This window comes from Rickettsiales bacterium, from assembly GCA_035765535.1.
Classification (GTDB): Bacteria; Pseudomonadota; Alphaproteobacteria; order Rickettsiales; family JABCZZ01; genus JABCZZ01.
Genome location: DASTXE010000001.1, coordinates 338,437 through 356,242, shown reverse-complemented (window position 1 = coordinate 356,242; position 17,806 = coordinate 338,437). Strand labels below are relative to the sequence as shown.

The 17,806-nt window shown below is 51.1% G+C and carries 12 protein-coding genes and 1 tRNA gene; 12 read left to right on the top strand and 1 reads right to left on the bottom strand.

Features of this window, described 5'->3' with window-relative positions; genetic code table 11:
- Positions 1 to 91 precede the first annotated feature (91 nt).
- From VFT64_01775 to ligA, 9 genes are all read left to right on the top strand, one after another.
- On the top strand, positions 92 to 763 hold the full coding sequence (locus VFT64_01775) for a trypsin-like peptidase domain-containing protein (GenBank protein HEU5046551.1): 672 nt from the start codon (positions 92 to 94) through the stop codon (positions 761 to 763).
- Positions 741 to 3,953 carry an AsmA-like C-terminal domain-containing protein gene (locus tag VFT64_01770; protein HEU5046550.1) on the top strand — a complete coding sequence of 1,071 codons (3,213 nt, stop codon included), beginning with the start codon at positions 741 to 743 and terminating at the stop codon, positions 3,951 to 3,953. Before VFT64_01775 ends, VFT64_01770 begins: the two co-directional genes overlap by 23 nt.
- 16 nt (positions 3,954 to 3,969) lie before the next feature.
- Positions 3,970 to 4,839, top strand: a complete 870-nt coding sequence (locus VFT64_01765) for a shikimate dehydrogenase (protein HEU5046549.1) — start codon at positions 3,970 to 3,972, stop codon at positions 4,837 to 4,839.
- Positions 4,836 to 5,435, top strand: coding sequence for a dephospho-CoA kinase (coaE, locus tag VFT64_01760; GenBank protein ID HEU5046548.1), 600 nt, complete (start codon positions 4,836 to 4,838; stop codon positions 5,433 to 5,435). The genes VFT64_01765 and coaE overlap by 4 nt, the downstream gene beginning before the upstream one ends.
- Positions 5,436 to 5,579: 144 nt before the next feature.
- Complete coding sequence (locus tag VFT64_01755) at positions 5,580 to 6,758, top strand: acetyl-CoA C-acetyltransferase (protein HEU5046547.1); 1,179 nt, start codon at positions 5,580 to 5,582, stop codon at positions 6,756 to 6,758.
- Positions 6,759 to 6,811: 53 nt separating this feature from the next.
- Entirely contained in the window at positions 6,812 to 7,540 is a 729-nt protein-coding gene (phbB, locus tag VFT64_01750; protein ID HEU5046546.1) for an acetoacetyl-CoA reductase, read from the top strand.
- Positions 7,541 to 7,578: 38 nt separating this feature from the next.
- The gene (locus VFT64_01745) at positions 7,579 to 8,619 is read left to right on the top strand and encodes a glycosyltransferase family 4 protein (GenBank protein ID HEU5046545.1); all 1,041 of its coding nucleotides are present in this window, start codon (positions 7,579 to 7,581) and stop codon (positions 8,617 to 8,619) included.
- A gap of 35 nt (positions 8,620 to 8,654) precedes the next feature.
- Positions 8,655 to 10,322: a DNA repair protein RecN gene (gene recN / locus VFT64_01740; protein HEU5046544.1), complete on the top strand. Its 1,668-nt coding sequence runs from the start codon at positions 8,655 to 8,657 to the stop codon at positions 10,320 to 10,322.
- Entirely contained in the window at positions 10,319 to 12,379 is a 2,061-nt protein-coding gene (gene ligA, locus VFT64_01735; GenBank protein HEU5046543.1) for an NAD-dependent DNA ligase LigA, read from the top strand. The genes recN and ligA overlap by 4 nt, the downstream gene beginning before the upstream one ends.
- On the opposite strand, the gene VFT64_01730 is transcribed toward ligA, so the two are convergent.
- The gene (locus VFT64_01730; GenBank protein ID HEU5046542.1) at positions 12,380 to 12,862 is read right to left on the bottom strand and encodes a GNAT family N-acetyltransferase; all 483 of its coding nucleotides are present in this window, start codon (positions 12,860 to 12,862) and stop codon (positions 12,380 to 12,382) included. It abuts the gene before it with no gap.
- A gap of 125 nt (positions 12,863 to 12,987) precedes the next feature.
- On the opposite strand from VFT64_01730, the gene VFT64_01725 reads away from it, so the two are divergent.
- From VFT64_01725 to VFT64_01715, 3 genes are all read left to right on the top strand, one after another.
- A tRNA-Ser gene (locus tag VFT64_01725) sits at positions 12,988 to 13,077 on the top strand.
- A gap of 227 nt (positions 13,078 to 13,304) precedes the next feature.
- Positions 13,305 to 14,222, top strand: coding sequence for a hypothetical protein (locus VFT64_01720; protein ID HEU5046541.1), 918 nt, complete (start codon positions 13,305 to 13,307; stop codon positions 14,220 to 14,222).
- A complete protein-coding gene (locus tag VFT64_01715) occupies positions 14,215 to 17,790 on the top strand; it encodes a DEAD/DEAH box helicase (protein HEU5046540.1) in 3,576 nt (1,191 codons plus the stop codon). Before VFT64_01720 ends, VFT64_01715 begins: the two co-directional genes overlap by 8 nt.
- Positions 17,791 to 17,806: the final 16 nt, after the last annotated feature.

The window sequence follows — 17,806 nt, the reverse complement described above, 5'->3', positions numbered from 1 at the left end:
CCATTTCTCTCTCGCCGGTTCCGCTATGTATCGCAGTTTTTTTGCCTTCTTCTGTTTCCTGCTTATGCCACTCATTGCATATTCTGAGGAGATGGAGGAGTTTTCCATTCTCTCCGGCACTGGATTTTTTATTAACCGGCAATATATCGTGACCAACGCGCACGTGGTCAAGGGATGCAGCAAGGTGATCATCAAGGGAGCCGTTTCCGAGCGCAAAGCGACTGTCAGCTTTATTGACGAGAATCGCGACCTGGCGCTTATCGAAAGCGACATGCCACCGCTGGAATTCGCGCCGCTGCGTTATAACATCGATGAGCTTAAAACAGGGGATAAGGTGCTGATCATCGGCTATCCCGGAGAAGCGGGTGCACGCGGGGAATATAAAATGGTTGAATCGCAGATCGAAAATATCCAGATCAATAATGTCGACAATAATAAATGGCTCTACATAACCGACGTGCTGGCGCATGGCAATTCTGGCGGGCCTGTGTTCGACACTAGCGGCAACGTGATCGGTGTGGTGGTTGCACAGGCCGTTTTCCAGCCCGGCTCCCCCAAACCGGAGAAAATTAACAGCGTAGGCGTTGTGATCACGCTTAAAACATTACAGCAGTTCCTTTTTGAACATGGTGTTTTCACTTCCATCAGCGGCTCCGGCGTCGCATTTACGGATAGTTATATTGAAGCGCGCGCCAAAGACTATATAGTAAACGTTCAATGCCCACTAAAAACAGCGAATCATGCCCAGAATTCTACGAATTGAGCGTAATGTTCTGAAGCTGCTTGGCGGCTTCCTGATCGGCGTAGTTGTATTCTGCGCCGTATGCATGGCTGCGCTCTTGCTTTGGGTGAAGACAGGGCCGCGCTCGATCGACTCACTGACTCCCTATATCGAATCCTCGCTCAGTTCTCCGGCAGACGGATTTAAGGTAAAGATCGAAAGCTCCGAGATCAGTTGGGAAAGCATCCATAATCCGCTGGGTATCAGCATCAAGAATGTAGAAGTTATCAACGCAAATAATGCTGTCGTTGCTTACTTCCCGCAGATCGTCATGAATATTTATCTGCGAAGGCTGCTGCTGGGCCAGTTTGATGTCCATTCGCTGGAGGTACTATACCCTAATATTACCCTTATCCAGAATGATGACGGCAGTATCTCCACCGGTATGGATGAGCGTCAGGTAGCGCCGCAGACATTGCTACCCGGCCAGCCGCAGCCGGAAAAGGCAGAGCCTGCCCCTGTTGCTCCGCTGATTCCACTACTTATGTCGGAAGAGAGCAATAATCCGTTACGCCACCTTAAATCCCTGATCATCCGTCATGCAAACTGCGTCATTAAGAATAGGATGACAGGCATATTGCTCCGGTCTTCCGAAGCTTCACTGGAAATATACCGCAAACACGGCGTTTTAAGCGGGGCACTGGAAATTCCTCTTGCATTCAGCGACCGCAAAGGTGAGATCTTTTCTAATTTCACCGTGCAGAAACATGACGATAAAGCTTCCGCACGGCTTGTTTATAAGTCTATTCCCACCTCCGTGCTTTATGGCCTGTTTCCCTCCCAGCAATGGCTATCTGGTGTGAATGTCTTACTTTCAGGCTCAGTCGATGTCGCTTCCGATCTGAAGGGCGATATTCAAAAGCTTGACTTTGGACTGGAATCCGGGCCGGGCAGCATTAAATATCCTGAAGCGCTTCCTAATCCTATTAACCTCAAAAGCCTAAAAATATTCGGCAGCACAGCAGGTAAACTCGATGGTGTTACCATTACCAATGGTCAACTTGAGCTGATTGGCAGCGATTCCAAGCCCATATCACTTTCCTTCAACGGCAGCGCGCAGAAAGTCGGCGGCGATTATGCACTTGATATGCATGCGCAGACCGCCAATGTCGCTGTCAATGAAGTAAAACATGTATGGCCCACAATACTTTCGCCGCATTCGCGTTCCTGGGTTACCACGCGCATTATGAACGGAACAATTACGAAAGCCAGTGTCGACCTGCACTTTAAACCCGGCGATATGAAACTTAAGGATACGCCACAAGAAGATATTGCCGCAACTATCGCTGTCCGTGGCGCCGATGTTAAATATTTGCCGAATCACCCGGCTGTAACAGATGTAAGCGCGGTAATCGCTTTTACTGGAAAGTCGATGGATGTAAAGGTGGCGAGCGCGAAATTCCTGACAGGAAGCATCATCAGCGCGGGCCATATCAGCATGCCGGATATGTACCCTGACGATGTTAAAATGTTCATGGAACTGAATGCGGATGCGCCTGCGACCGACGTCGCAGCCTTCCTTGCCCTGCCGCAAGTTGAAAAGGCTGACAAGCTGCATATTACCAACGCCGTTACCGGCCACGCCACCGGTACCGCGAAACTCGACTTTATCGCCTTTTCTGAGCAGAACAGAGAAGGCGAAGATATGCATTACGCCATTGACGCCAAACTGGGCGGCGTCTCACAGCCTAAGTTCCTTGGCAAACAGGACGTTGAAAACGCGAATGTCGATCTGGCGCTGGATAATAAAGGCGTCAAGGTACAGGGGGCTGCCACGATTAATAAAGTGCCGATGCACCTTGATCTCTATAGCAGTTTTGCGGAAGGCAATGAAACGAAGTACAGCATCCAATGCGATATGCCTGTCGATAAGCTTGCTACCTTTGGTCTCTCCGGCATCGATTTCGCCACAGGCAGCATCGGTGTAAACGCACAATTCACCGAATCCTCCAAAACAGATACCAGCAAGGCCAAACTGGACCTTACCCGCACGGACATCGCACTGGCCGAACATGGTTTTTACAAAAAAGCAGGCGTGCCTGAAACGCTTGATGTGGAAACACAGGCATTGCCATCAGGTAACACCCAGATAAAGTCCTTCATGTTGCAGGGTTCAGATGTCAAAGTTTCCGGTAGCGGTGAACTGGATAGAAAGACGGGCGGTTTTAATTCGCTTATTTTTACTAAAGTGCTGTTCGGTGAGAATGACCTCACGCATCTGGACTACCGTAAAACAAATAGCGGCGTTACGGTTACAGCCAACGGCAATGTGCTGGATGTCTCGCCTTATGTAAATGGAAACGGTTCGAGCAATCTCGGTTTCAACCTGAATATTAAAGCAGGAAAAGTCATTTTCGGTGACAAACGTACGCTTACTTCTGCAAACATACAGGCGGATTGCCCCACGATCTGCAAATCTGCCGATGTCACCGGGACATTACCGGACAATGCTTCCTTTACCTATGCCATTCGCGACGGCAAGCTGAACGCCGCCACCGATAATGCAGGTGAGTTGTTCCGCGTCATCGGCATCAGCGACAGTATCCAGGGCGGGAAGATGCAGCTGAGCGGCGTTTATCACGGCGACAATCTGGAAGGTGCGCTCGTCATGAGCGACTACACGCTGAAGAATGCGCCGCTGCTGACCAAGATTCTTACCATTGCCTCTCTCACAGGCGTTATCGATACGCTGACAGGCAAAGGCATCGTGTTTAACAAGCTTCTGGCACCTTACACCTATCGTAGCGGGATTATTGTGCTCAAAGGCGCCAAGACGCATGGCAATGCGCTGGGCCTCACAGCAGATGGCACGATTGATAAGAACAACTCTACGCTTGATCTCAGCGGGTTGATTATTCCATCCTATACGATGAACACCATTATTGGTAATGTACCTCTGATCGGCGATATGCTGATGGGCGGTGAGGGCAAGGGTATTATCGGTATGAATTACCATATGAAGGGCAAAACCGGTGATCCTTCCGTTACCGTGAACCCGCTTTCGGCGCTTACCCCTGGGTTCCTGCGCGGTATTTTCAATGTGTTCGATAAGCCTGCGCCGGATATCGACAAGATTGTGGCAGACCACAAAAAAGCAGAAGACGCCGAGCAGAAAAAAGCTGAACCAGCACCGGTGCCGATACCCGCTCCTGCTAAACCGCCCGAAAAGTAAGTTTGGAAGAACAGATATGACAGAGGCAGTAAAGAAGTTAGCGGTTTTAGGATACCCTATCCGCCATAGCCTTTCCCCGGTCATCCATGGAGAGTGGATCAGACAGTATGGCGTCAATGCTACTTATAACGCCATTGAAGTAGCACCCGAAGCATTAGAACATTTTATGCGCCATACAATGTTCGAGGAAAATTATGCCGGAGTTAATCTGACGATCCCGCATAAAGAAGCGGCCATGAAATTCGTGGATAGTCTTGAAGGCGTTCCTGTACACCCTTCCCATATCGGCGCGATTAATACACTCTGGATGCATGATGAGAAGCTTGTGGGGCTAAATACGGACGCATGGGGATTTGAGAAAAACCTCTCGTCCAAATGCGATTTAAAGCACACTGCAAAGAAGAGCCTTGTGCTGGGCGCAGGCGGTGCTGCAAAGGCAGTATGTTTTGCCCTTGATCCTTACTGCGATGAGTTGATCATCACAAACCGTACGAGAGCGCGAGCGGAAGCACTCGCAGCGCATATCAAAACCGCTTCTTCCAAGGAAAAAAATGCCCATGTCACCGTCATTGACTGGAGCGAGATTGAGGTCCACTTAAAGGATATAACGTTACTTGTGAATACTACTTCCTTAGGAATGAAGGGGCAGCCGCCATTGGAGATCTCACTCGACAATCTCCCGCGAAATGCACTGGTAACGGACATCGTCTACAATCCATTGATCACCCCCTTGCTCGGACAAGCCAAGGCGCGCGGTAACGCAATTGTGGATGGGCTCGGAATGCTATTATATCAGGCGGCAAATGCTTTTCATATCTGGTTTCCGGAAATTATGCCGGAAGTCACGGATGAATTGCGTGAGCGCGTATTACAGGAGCTGCGATGATCATTCTCGGCCTCACAGGTTCCATCGCCATGGGTAAGACGACCGTAGCGAAACAATTTGCGGAATGTGGGGTTGCCGTCTGTGATTCTGATAAAATCGTCCATGCATTGCTCGGCAGGCGCGGAGAGGCGGTGGAAAAAGTAGCCAAGCTATTCCCGCATGCGCTGGAGGGTGAGATCATAAACCGCACGTTGCTCGGGCGTGAAGTCTTCGGCCAAAAAGGTAAACTGGCAGCGCTCGAGGCCATACTGCACCCACTCGTGCGCAAGCATCAGCAAATATTTATCCGCCGTGCGCGGGGACGAAAGAAAAATATCGTTGTGCTCGACATACCGCTATTGTTTGAAACACATGCGGAAAAGCGGTGCGATTATGTGGTTGTGGTGACTGCCCCCGCCTTTTTGCAACGTCAGCGCGTGTTGCAGCGGATGCATATGACGCCGGAAAAACTGGCTTCCATCTTGGCGCGCCAGATGCCGGACAGCCGGAAACGCAAGCTGGCGGACTTTATTGTGCCGACGGGAATGGGAAAATATTACAGCCTCAAAGCTGTAAGAGCTATTTTGCAAAGCCTGAAAAAGCCCGTCTCTTGCTGAGCTTTCCTATATTGCGGTGCACAATATTTCTTTACGTTTTCCTTGCATGACTTACCGGATCTGCAATTTTCAAGGGTAATTTTGTTGCATATTCTAAATTGGCGAATATAACTCAGGTGATTCACAAATACAGCAGAGGTAATTATGAGTGGTAATGATGTTGTCATCGTGAGCGCACTGCGCACAGCCGTAGGTTCCTTCAACGGTACGCTTTCTCCCCTTTCCGCCGATAAACTCGGCGCCGCCGTCCTAAAAGAAATTTTGCAACGCACCAACGTTGCGGGCGCAGATGTATCCGAAGTCATTCTCGGCCAGATCCTGACCGGCGCAGCGGGCCAGAACCCGGCACGCCAGGCTTCGATTCATGCCGGTCTCCCCAAAGAAGTTCCCGCCTGGGGCTTGAACCAGGTCTGCGGTTCGGGCCTTCGCGCAGTATGCCTTGGTTTCCAGGCCATAAAGAACGGCGACAGCTCCATCGTTATCGCAGGCGGCCAGGAAAGCATGAGCCAGGCTCCGCACGCCATGAACCTTCGTAACGGCACGAAGATGGGCAATGCCACCATGATCGACACCATGATTTATGACGCGCTGACCGATGCTTTTCAGAACATCCATATGGGACTCACGGCGGAAAATATCGCCAAGCAGTTCGATATTTCCCGCGACGAGCAGGACGAATTCGCAGCAAGCTCACAGCAGAAAGCAGAAGCAGCGATCAAAGCGGGCAAATTCAAGGACGAAATCATCCCGGTCGTAGTATCGAACCGCAAAGGCGACATTACGTTTGAAGTGGATGAGTTCCCGCGCGCTGGCGTGACCAAAGACGCACTGGCGAAACTAAAACCTGCTTTCAGCAAAGAAGGTACCGTGACTGCAGGTAATGCTTCCGGTATCAATGACGGCGCTGCCGCCGTGATGCTGATGACGCGTGCCGATGCTGAAAAGCGTGGCCTGAAAGTGCTTGCGACCATCAAATCCTGGGCGCATGCGGGGGTTGATCCTTCGATCATGGGCACCGGTCCGATTCCGGCAAGCCAGAAAGCGCTTGCCAAGGCGGGCTGGAAAGCCAATGACCTCGACCTGATTGAAGCCAATGAAGCGTTTGCAGCTCAGGCTATTTCGGTCAATAAGGCTATGCAGTGGGATATCAGCAAGGTTAACGTCAATGGCGGCGCTATTGCTATCGGCCATCCGGTCGGCGCATCCGGGGCACGCATTCTCACCACGCTCGTGCACGAAATGAACCGTCGTGATGCCCAAAAAGGCCTGGCGACACTGTGCATCGGCGGCGGCATGGGTGTAGCCCTGTGCATTGAACGCTAATTACAAGAAAGAAGGAAAACTTCTTCATATATAACAATAACAAGGAGCAGAACGTGAAACAACGCATCGCATTGGTAACCGGCGGAACCAGAGGTATCGGAGAAGCTATTTCAAGAGCATTGCAGAAAGCCGGTTATAAAGTTGCCGCTACTTACGCCAGCCGCGACGACGCCGCAAAAAGCTTTAGCAAAGAAACCGGCATCGCCGTTTACAAATGGAATATCGCCGATTTCGATGCTTGCGAAAAAGGCGTTGAACATGTTCAGAAAGATCTGGGCGGTTCTGTCGATATCCTGATCAACAATGCGGGTATCACGCGCGACATGGCCATCCATAAAATGGGCTATGACGCCTGGGAATCTGTGATCGATACGAACCTCACCTCCTGCTTTAACATGTCACGCGCCGTGATTGAAAAGATGCGCGAAAAGAAGTTCGGTCGTATCGTCAATATCAGCTCCATCAACGGCCAGCTCGGCCAGTTCGGCCAGACCAACTATTCCGCTGCTAAAGCGGGTATCTTCGGTTTTACCAAAGCACTGGCGCGTGAAACCGCTGCCAAAGGCATTACAGTAAACGCTGTTTCTCCGGGCTATATCGCTACCGAAATGCTCAAGACCATCCGTGAAGACATTCTGAAGCAGATTGTTTCCGGCATTCCTGTGGGCCGTCTCGGTGAGCCGGAGGAAATCGCGCGTGCGGTACTGTTCCTCGTGGCGGACGAAGCTTCCTTCATCACTGGGGAAACTCTGTCGATTAACGGCGGCCAGTACATGGAATAGGCGTTCCTGCCTGACTGCCATTTTAGCGGAGGACGGGCATGCGGAAGTTACGGCTTGTCAATGTCATGCTTAGCACCGGCCATGGCGGGATCGAGCAGGCATTGCTGGATTACAGCGAAGCCGCCCGCCTTGCGGGGCATGATGCCTATGCCGTCATCCATCCGGAAGCGGAAGTCACCAACGGGCTTGTTTCACTGGCCATCCATTACCAAGCTCTGTCGGATTGGGGCGCATGGGATATCTTTGCAGCCCGTAAGCTGCGCAAAATGCTCGAGGTATGGCAAGCTGATATCTGCATTGCGCATGGTAATCGTGCCCTAAGTCTTGCACGCCATATGCCTAAAGGCTGCAGGCTTGTCACGGTCATGCATAACTATAACATTAAATGCGCGAATGCCGAGGCCATCCTCTGCCCGACGAATGATTTGTGTAATTTCGTGCAAAGCCAGCATATCCCTAAAAAACGCATCTTCCACGTTCCCAACATGGTACGCGTGCAGGCGGAATATGCTTCCCATCCGCGCAGCACTCCGCCCGTCATCGGCGCAATGGGCCGCTTTGTGGAGAAAAAAGGGTTTGACGTGCTGATCGAAAGCCTTGCCCTGCTTAAGAAGCGCGATGTCGCTTTCCGTGCGGTACTGGCTGGAGACGGTGAGGAAGAAGCAAGTTTGAAAGCGCTTGCCTCCGCCCGTGGGGTGGATAATATGATTTCATTTCCCGGCTGGATTACCCAGAAACAGCCATTCTTTGAAGCAATTGACCTGTTTTGCCTCCCCTCTCGTCACGAGCCGTTCGGGATTGCCTTGCTGGAAGCAATGACGCAAGGTCTGCCAGTGATTGCCGCCGACAGCGAAGGACCGGGAGAGATCATCACGAACGGGATTGACGGAATGCTTGTTGAAAAAGGCGATCCCGCCATGCTTGCCGACTGCATAGAGCAATTGCTGGCCGATCCGGCCGAAGCCGCGCTGCTCGCCCGCAATGCTTACGATACGGTGAAGAAGAAATACGATCTTCCTGTCGCCAGCAATAAAATCTCGGCGGCGCTCGAAACGGTTGCCGCCGGACTGCATCTATAGCTTGCCGCAAGGTTTACAGCCGCTATAATCCGTGCATGCTGACCCATATTACCATACGTAACATCGTCCTGATTGAGCATTGTGAAATTCCGTTCCAACGCGGCCTGTGCGTGCTGACGGGGGAAACCGGCGCCGGAAAATCTATCCTGCTGGATTCGCTCGGCCTGGCGCTCGGAGCACGCGCGGAAACCCGCCTTATCCGTCACGGGCATGAAAGCGCAAGCGTCCACGCCACTTTCGATATCGCTAATAATGCAGCCGCCCGCACCACACTGGAAGAGCTTGGTCTTGAGGACGCCGACGAACTGATCGTGCGTCGGACTATTACGGCTGACGGCAAAACGAAATGTTTCGTTAATGATGTCGCTGTAAGTGTGGCGGCACTGAAAGCATTGGGCGAGAGATTAGTAGAAGTGCACGGCCAGCATGACGGGCGCGGTCTGCTTGATCCTTCCACGCATCGTGAAATACTGGATCTGCATGGTGAATTACAGACTCAGGCGGATGGGGTTGCAGATGCCTACCAGCAATGGCAATCCACCCGTCAGAAACTCGCGCAGGCGCAAAGCGATATACAAGCCGCAGAGCGCGAGAAAGATTATCTGCAGCATATGCAGAAAGAACTGGGCACATTGGCGCCGCAGCCGGATGAAGAAAACACTTTGGCGGATTCGCGCACCACGATGATGCAGAGCGAAAAACTGGCCGATACACTTAAAGACGCGCTCAGCGAACTTAACACAGGCAAAGGCGTTGCGGGTATGCTGGGGGCGGCACATCGTGTGCTCGCACGCTCGCCCATGAGCAATGACAATCGCTTTGCAGCGGCGCTGGAAGCATTGGATCGCGCAGCAACCGAGGCAGGAGAAGCGGAAGTCGCGATTGAGAATCTGCTGCGTGATTCGCAATACGATCCTGCAAAGCTGGAACAGATCGAGGAACGGCTATTTGCCATCCGCGCCGCAGCACGTAAATATAATGTCCCTGCGGAACAGCTCGCTGCGCTGCTTGCGGACGTGACGAATAAGCTAAACAGCATCAGTAATCAGGAACATGAAATCGGCCATTTGCAGAAGGCGGAAGCAGAGGCTCGGGAGAAATATCTCACGGCCGCGCAAAAGCTTTCCAAGCAGCGCGAGAAAGCCGGAAAGAGCCTGGAAAAGGCGGTGGATTCCGAGCTGGATTCACTGAAAATGTCGGCTACACAGTTCAATGTACTGATCGAATCTCTACCGGAAGAGCGTTGGAGCGCCAACGGCATTGACAGCGTACAGTTTCAGGCTGCCACGAACAAGGGCGCAAGCCTTGCACCGCTGCATAAGATCGCGTCCGGCGGCGAACTTTCACGCTTCATGCTGGCGATGAAGGTCGCCCTCGCCAAGGTCAAATCCACACCTTCACTGATTTTCGATGAAATCGACACCGGCACGGGCGGTGCAGTGGCGGACGCTATCGGCAAGCGTCTTTCGCGTCTTGGGCAGACGCATCAGGTGCTCGTCGTCACGCATCTGCCGCAGGTGGCCGCGCAGGGCAGCCAGCATCTGCGGATCATGAAGAAGGAAAAGGCCGGAGCTACATTCACACAGGTACACGCGCTTTCGGATGCGGAGCGCAAAGAAGAACTGGCACGCATGCTTGCCGGCGCGGAAATCACTTCCGAAGCGCGTATGGCCGCCGATAAATTGCTGCAGGCTGCCGGATGAGCATTTCCCATCAGCAGGCTAAAGAAGAGATCGCCCGTCTCAGCGCGGAAATCCGCCATCACGACAAATTGTATCATCAGCAGGATAATCCTGAAGTCACCGATGCCGAATATGATGTGCTGAAGCGCAAACTGGAAGCGCTGGAGAAGCAATTTCCCGATCTAGCTTTGTCTGACAGTCCCACGCAGAAAGTGGGGTATACTCCAGCGGAGCGCTTTGCTAAAGTTCGCCATAAAGTTCCTATGCTATCGCTGAACAACGCGTTCACGCGGGAAGATGTGGAAGACTGGCTGGAGAGGATCCGGCGGTTTCTGGGACTTGAAAGCGGTGATGTTATCGAAGTTGTTCCCCAGCTTAAAATTGACGGGCTATCTTTCTCGGCCCGATATGAGAACGGCCATTTCGTACAAGGTGCAACGCGCGGAGACGGAGAAGTCGGCGAAGATATTACCCCGAACCTCGCCAGCATCCTACCGCTAAAGATTGCGCATAATCCGCCGCCTGTGCTGGAAGTGCGCGGTGAAGTCTATATGAACGCAGAGAAGTTCAGGGAGCTGAACGCAAAGCAGGCTGCTGCGGGCAAGCCGGAATTCGCCAATCCGCGCAATGCTGCTGCCGGTTCGTTGCGCCAGCTTGATGCTGAAATTACCAAACAGCGCGGTCTTAAATATTTTATCTATGGCTGGGGCGAGATCGAAGCGGAACTCGGTGATAGTTATAGCAGTTATATGGATGCGTTCCAAAGCTTCGGCTTCCATACGATCGGCAGTTTTTTCCGTGAGGTATGGCATAAAAAGAGCTGGCTGCTGACCAGTGTTGACGACATCATGGCGTTTTACGATGAAATCGCCCGCGAGCGTCATTCCACAAAGCTTGATTTCGAAATCGACGGCGTTGTCTATAAGGTCAACCGCATGGACTGGCAACAAAGGCTTGGCACTATAGGCCGCGCCCCGCGCTGGGCGATCGCGCATAAATTTCCGGCGGAACAGGTCGTCACGACGCTTGAAAATATCGAAATACAGGTCGGGCGTACGGGTACGCTTACGCCGGTGGCGAGGCTTACGCCTGTCAATGTCGCAGGCGTTATGGTCTCCAATGCCACACTGCATAACGAAGATGAAATTGCCCGCAAGGATATTCGCATCGGCGATACGGTGGTCGTGCAGCGCGCGGGCGACGTGATCCCCCAGATTGTAGCCTCGCGCGCGCATGCGGAAGGTTCCGTGCCGTATGTATTTCCCGATAAATGCCCCGTCTGCGGCTCTCATGCCGTGCGCGAGGAAGGCGAAGCGGCGCGGCGCTGCACGGGCGGACTGATCTGCGATGCGCAGGCGATCGAGCGCCTGCGGCATTTTGTTTCGCGCAATGCGTTCGATATTGAAGGCCTAGGTGAAAAACAGATTCATTCCTTCTGGGAGAAAGGGTTTATTCGCTCTCCTGCCGATATTTTCCGGCTTGATTACGAGCAGATCAGGAAGCTCGAAGGCTGGGGGCCGAAATCGGCGGATAATCTGCAGGCTGCCGTGGAAAAAGCACGGACGATTCCGCTCGCTAAATTCATCTATGCGCTTGGCATCCGCCATGCCGGTGAAATCACAGGAAAGCTACTGGCGCGGCATTACGGGTCTTATGCACAGTGGAGCCAGGAAATGCTTGCCCTCGAGCATGGCAATGAAGCCTGGAACAATTTGCTGACCATTGATGGTATGGGCGAAGTGATGGCGGATGCGTTGATGGAATTTTTCCATGAGCAGCATAACCAGGATGTCCTGAAACAGCTTGAGAGCGAGCTCACTATTGAAGATGCCGAGGCGCAGCAATCCGATTCCCCGGTGTCCGGCAAGACGGTGGTATTTACGGGAACGCTGGAGCGCATGACGCGCAACGAGGCCAAGGCGCGGGCGGAAGCGCTCGGCGCGAAGGTTGCAGGTAGTGTTTCGGCCAAGACGGATTATGTGGTTGCCGGCAGCGATGCCGGAAGCAAGCTTAAGAAGGCCAAGGAACTCGGTGTGAATGTGCTGAGCGAGGATGAGTGGCTTGAGCTTATAGGTTAATTATTTTGCTTTGGATTCCAGATTCTTGCGCCAGGTTTCCGGGTCGATCATCAATGGCTTCACGATCACGATTCCCGGCTCGTCATACCCCTGCCCGGCGTAAAAAGCGCGGGCCTTTTCATTTACCGTATAGGTTTCAAGCTTCACTATCTGGCAGTTATGCCGCCTGCCCTCCTGCTCCACCCATGCCATAAGCTGTTCGCCTATTCCCTGACGGCGATGATCGCGGTCGATCACGAGATTATCCGGCTCAATGAATGCACCGCACCACATACGCGTACCGATCCAGAAGCCTGTGCAGCCCACCAACTTGCCCTGTTGGAACGCCCCGATGCAGCGATAGCCTTCCTTCAGCATCACTTTCAAGCGCGATGCAAAAGCGGCTTCGTCCACATCCGGATTTAATTGGGTAATTAGTGGAAATATAATGCTTATTTCTTCCAAGCCCTTTAATTCCCTTACGGTCACCGCTTCGCTTGCCATATTCCAGCCTCAATCTATTGATAAGGCTGGTTATAACATCATCGATGCGATTTCGTCGAGCCTCTAATAACAGGCTGGACAATGCGTGCAGGTCTGCTATAGCTACAGCCCTCGCTTACGCGCGCGGAGAGGTGGCAGAGTGGTCGAATGCGGCGGTCTCGAAAACCGTTAGGCGGGCAACCGTCTCGGAGGTTCGAATCCTCTCCTCTCCGCCATTTTATTATTTATTTCTATATAAATCATAGCATTACAGACAGCATATCTATTCTAGCTGCCAAATAGCATGCCTAAAAAATTATCATTGAATAACGATGCGTGGGGATTATTAATCTCTCTATAAATTACTTCCTATAGTATCTCCATCAGATTGGGTTACATTAATATTTGTTTATTCTTAGCAACTTGCCTGCTATATTATGCGCTTCAAATACGGTAAAGCGCTGTGATTCGTACTAAAAAAATAAATACTCCCCAATTGCAGACATGGCTCAAGACGCAGCCGCTTCCGACCCCTGGCGCTCCCCAGTATTATCTGCGTTTACTGCGCACTGATGCTGCTGCTTTCGATCAGATTGAGGGTAGCTTGAAGGAATACATCCAAGAAGCGCACGAAGATGCCCGCCGCAAGTTGCGGGACAGCTTGGCCGATGATCTTTCGCCGTTTACAAGTAGCACACCGGACCCGGCAGAAAACTATCCTGCGATACTACATAAAATAACTCTCAAAGGCTATTGGGGCGAGGTTTTGGCTGGGTTACTGGTCGAGCATTTAGGTGCACACGGGAAATCCGGCTGGTGCATTCCGGCCTATCTGTTTCGGCACCATGTCGTTGAATTGCAGCATTTGGAAAATATAAACCAAAAACTGCGCCAAGGAGAAAACTACGACCCCGACGCCCCCGAAAATAAGCGTCCTGGTCGCACGGGTGATGATGTTCTAGCGTTTATCATGGGCGATGACGGTCAAATTTCGGACGTGCTGGTGCTCGAAGCCAAATGCGTGGACCCGCATAACGCCACCATACTTGGAAATGCGCATACTCAAATTTCGGAAACAAGAACACCACCGGTTGATATTCTAAGGTTACTAGAAATTTTAAAAGATTACGACACAACAAAAGCGAAGGCATGGAGGCTATCTTTGACAAATTACTATGCCAGCGGCCATAAGAATGCAGATCGCTACAACGGCGTGTCATACGTTTGCACCAATCCGCCCAAGCAAGCGACAAGTTGGATGCCACACGAAAAACCGCATGAGAAATACACCACTCCCCGCAAACTCAAAGGGCTTGAAATTCACATGCCGGAGTTGGACGAAGTGATCGAGCGGATCTATCGGAGCGCCAACAATGGCTGACGCTACAATTATCCGCATCGCTACCGATACTAGAAAGAAACTGGCACAGCTTCGCTTGACCCCGTTTCAGGCGAAGCTTTACAGTCAAAATCTGCTCAAAAACACGGGGCAGAACGGATTGGTTACATTCAATGCGCATAACATAGAGGAACAAGTCCATAATGCACTGCTACTGATTCACTTCTCCTTGATTGAACGTCAAATCGCACCGGAAGGCGAATGGCGTGACGGGATTAAGCGCGCTGGCGAGATACTGGAATGGCTTAGCCAGAAAGACTTGCTGCCCGATGGCGCACCGTTTCACCTGTTATCCGCTGCAGCATACCAGGTTGCGGGCTACCCGGCACTTGCCTTGGGACATTTGCAGAATACGCCAAAGGAATATGCTTATTCCAGGATATTGCTCAGTTATATCAAGGGAGACTTCGCGGAAGTTCTCACGCAAACCGGTAAGTATTGGCAGGAGCAAACCGACCTGCAAGAAGACGGCGTAGAGATCGGCAAAGATATTTCAGCGCTTTCTTTCAATCACCTCGTTATGTGCATAGGCATCATGTGCGATTTCTTACGTACGGGTGACGATACTAGAGTCGCTAGGACATTGGAAAAATTGGACAAACTTGCTGGAAATTTTTTGCTTAGTCGTGATTATTTTTCATGGGTATTGGCGCGACTTCTTGCTGAAATATCTAAAGAATACGTCAACACATCCCTGTGGTCGAAAATCGGTGCGCTAATGCAAGACGCGCCGCAATCTACACAAGACTCTTTGACTGAATTCGTAAAGGCATCGTTTATCAAGAAACGTTCCCTCGTATGGCCCGCGCAAATCGTCGGCATCAACAAGCTTGCCGAAAACGGTTCCTTCGTGCTCTGTACACCGACCGGCTCCGGTAAGACCACCATCGCCACACTTGCGGCGATCCAAGCGTTAAACGCAGAAAACCAAACGCTTGGGTTTACAGAACTGGAACCCGATAATTTGGTTCTATATCTTGTACCGTCCAAGGCGCTGGCCTCTGAAGTAGAGGAAAGGCTTTCCCAAGACCTAACAGGGATTTCGTTGCATCCGACGGTTGTTACAGGCTTGTATGGCGGGACTGATTGGGGGCCAACTGACGCTTGGATTTCTCGTGATCAGCCCACTGTCCTTGTCTGTACGTTTGAGAAAGCGGACGCGCTTTTGCGATATATAGGTATATTGTTTCTAAGCCGTGTCCGCCTTATCATCATAGACGAGGCGCATATGGTTGAATACACAGATCAGTCACCACAATCCGTTCAAGAGGGAACATCGCGCGCCTATCGCCTGGAAATGCTTGGCACCAGGCTGCTTATGGCCCAACAGGCATTTAATTTTCGTATCATCGCGCTTTCCGCCGTTGCGGCTGGAGCTGGACCCGCTATCTCGAAATGGCTAACGCGCAGTGCAGAATCCGATCCTATTCGCTCCGATTATCGTAGCACGCGTCAGATGATTGGCCGACTTGAGGTCGAATCAACGGGAGGATTCAAGATTGAATACGATCTTATGAATGGCCATTCTCTGTCTTTTGAAGATAGGCAGGGCGACGAGAAACCTTATATTAATAATCCATTCGCTAAAATGCCTCATCGATTGGAATCAGCGGAACACCCTCAAAAGCGCATGAGAGCGCCTACATTATGGGCAGCCCTGCATCTTGCGGCCAAAAGAGAAGATGGTACGCAATCAACCGTGCTGGTTTCTATTACGCAGGATATCCCGTCTTTTGCTGAGTCCGTCTTAAGTAATCTGGAAGAGTGGGAGAATGAAGATTTACCCGATTTTTTTCAAGAGCCGACGGATAGTCCACAATGGCAGCAATGCTTGGATTGCGCGCAAGATTATTTTTCCAAAGATTCATATGAATATCAATTATTGAAACGCGGCATCTTGGTGCATCACGGCAAAATGCCAGCCTTGATGGCAAGAAAGCTTAAAAAGGTGATTGACGCTAATTTAGTGAATGTTGTCATTGCCACATCCACTCTTTCGGAAGGGGTGAATATTCCCGTCAATTATATCCTGCTTCCTTCCGTTAGAAGAGGAGCAACGCCGTTTGCCCCCCAAGAATTTAACAATCTTGTCGGCAGAGCCGGAAGACCGGGCATTGCAACCGAGGGACATACGCTGGTAGTTCTTCCCCCAGAAATAAATGGCACAGCAGCTCAAGAGCGTCGCGCCTATAACAATATTATAGCGAATGTAGAAGGCTCTGCTCGCCAGCAAAATGTTCTCACCGGTTACGCTTCAAGCCCTTTATTGGCACTACTTTCTTCTCTGAAAAGTGCTTGGACTGAAATAAGCGGCAGCACCAGCGATCAAGAATTTACGCGCTGGTTGGAGCAGACTGTGACCACAGATGGCAACGAGACGGTGGCCGTCAAGGCCTTAGATTCTTTGGATGCTTTCCTCATTGCTGCGATCCAGGAAGTTGAGAGCCTTGAAGGAAGCAGTATCGCTGCCAGTGAGTTGGAAGCGGAACTGACAAAAATATGGCAAGCAACCTATGCCATGGTATCCACCCATGAAGAGGAACGGCTGAGAAACATATGGCTTACGAGAGGCAAAGCTATTCCAGCCGCATACCCGGACAAAGCTGAACGTGAGAAAATCTATAAGACGAGCCTATCGCCGCGTTCGGCCAGGAAGCTGATAAACGACCAGCAGGCACTCAAAGATAAAATTGAAGAAGGCCGGAATTACGCTTTCATGGACCAGGAGGAGAAACTTGCATTCATAGCAGATATTATCGAGATGGTGTCGGCAGTTCCCGCATTCAAACTGTCTGAAAGGCTGGGCAAAAACACTAAAAATTTTGACTGGCGCGAAATCCTGCGCTGGTGGTTTGCGCGGGATACGCTAGAAGAACAGCCAAACCCAAAAAAAATATCGGAATGGTATGATTATGTTGCGAAGAATTTTGCCTATAAAATCACCTGGGGCATCGGCAGCCTTCTCAATCTAGTGATGGGAGATGAGGATGTTATCGGTGACGATCCGGTTCGTGCCTTAGAATTGGATGACTGGCCGAGAAGCGGTCTTCCTTGGATTGCGTTCTGGCTGAAAGAGTTGCTGACGTGGGGTACGCTTGATCCTGTTGCGGCCTTCTTATTGGCTAGAACAAGCAATATTGTCGACCGTGCGAAGGCGGAAGAATCTGCACGGTACTATTATGAATCCGAATCTGGTGCTTTCATCTTTGTAGGTGGAGAAGAGCTCGGTAACGAGTTGCTTGACCCAAGACATATTAGGGACTGGGCCGCTTTCAGGGATACTGATAGCTTCCGGCTACATGATGACATACCTGAAAAAGATTATGAGATCGTTTTGACAAAGCCTATCGGCAAATACACACTAAAAAATATCACCGTATATCCTTTGATCGGAAAGGGAATAATTTTCTGGATTGATGCAGCTGGATACAAGGTGGCTAAAATGAAAGGCTCTTTAACTCTAGAGCATTCGCCGCAGTCTTATCACTTTATATTAAATGCTGAACTACGGAAGATTCATTGCAGATCTTACCTCCAGTTTAAGCATTAAATATTGATGTGATAAA

Coding starts and splice junctions, on each gene's coding strand:
- ligA (HEU5046543.1), top strand. CDS start 10,319: ATGAGCATTTCCCATCAGCAGGCTAAAGAAGAGATCGCCCGTCTCAGC.
- VFT64_01755 (HEU5046547.1), top strand. CDS start 5,580: ATGAGTGGTAATGATGTTGTCATCGTGAGCGCACTGCGCACAGCCGTA.
- VFT64_01745 (HEU5046545.1), top strand. CDS start 7,579: ATGCGGAAGTTACGGCTTGTCAATGTCATGCTTAGCACCGGCCATGGC.
- recN (HEU5046544.1), top strand. CDS start 8,655: ATGCTGACCCATATTACCATACGTAACATCGTCCTGATTGAGCATTGT.
- VFT64_01775 (HEU5046551.1), top strand. CDS start 92: ATGGAGGAGTTTTCCATTCTCTCCGGCACTGGATTTTTTATTAACCGG.
- coaE (HEU5046548.1), top strand. CDS start 4,836: ATGATCATTCTCGGCCTCACAGGTTCCATCGCCATGGGTAAGACGACC.
- VFT64_01770 (HEU5046550.1), top strand. CDS start 741: ATGCCCAGAATTCTACGAATTGAGCGTAATGTTCTGAAGCTGCTTGGC.
- VFT64_01730 (HEU5046542.1), bottom strand. CDS start 12,862: ATGGCAAGCGAAGCGGTGACCGTAAGGGAATTAAAGGGCTTGGAAGAA.
- VFT64_01765 (HEU5046549.1), top strand. CDS start 3,970: ATGACAGAGGCAGTAAAGAAGTTAGCGGTTTTAGGATACCCTATCCGC.
- VFT64_01715 (HEU5046540.1), top strand. CDS start 14,215: ATGGCTGACGCTACAATTATCCGCATCGCTACCGATACTAGAAAGAAA.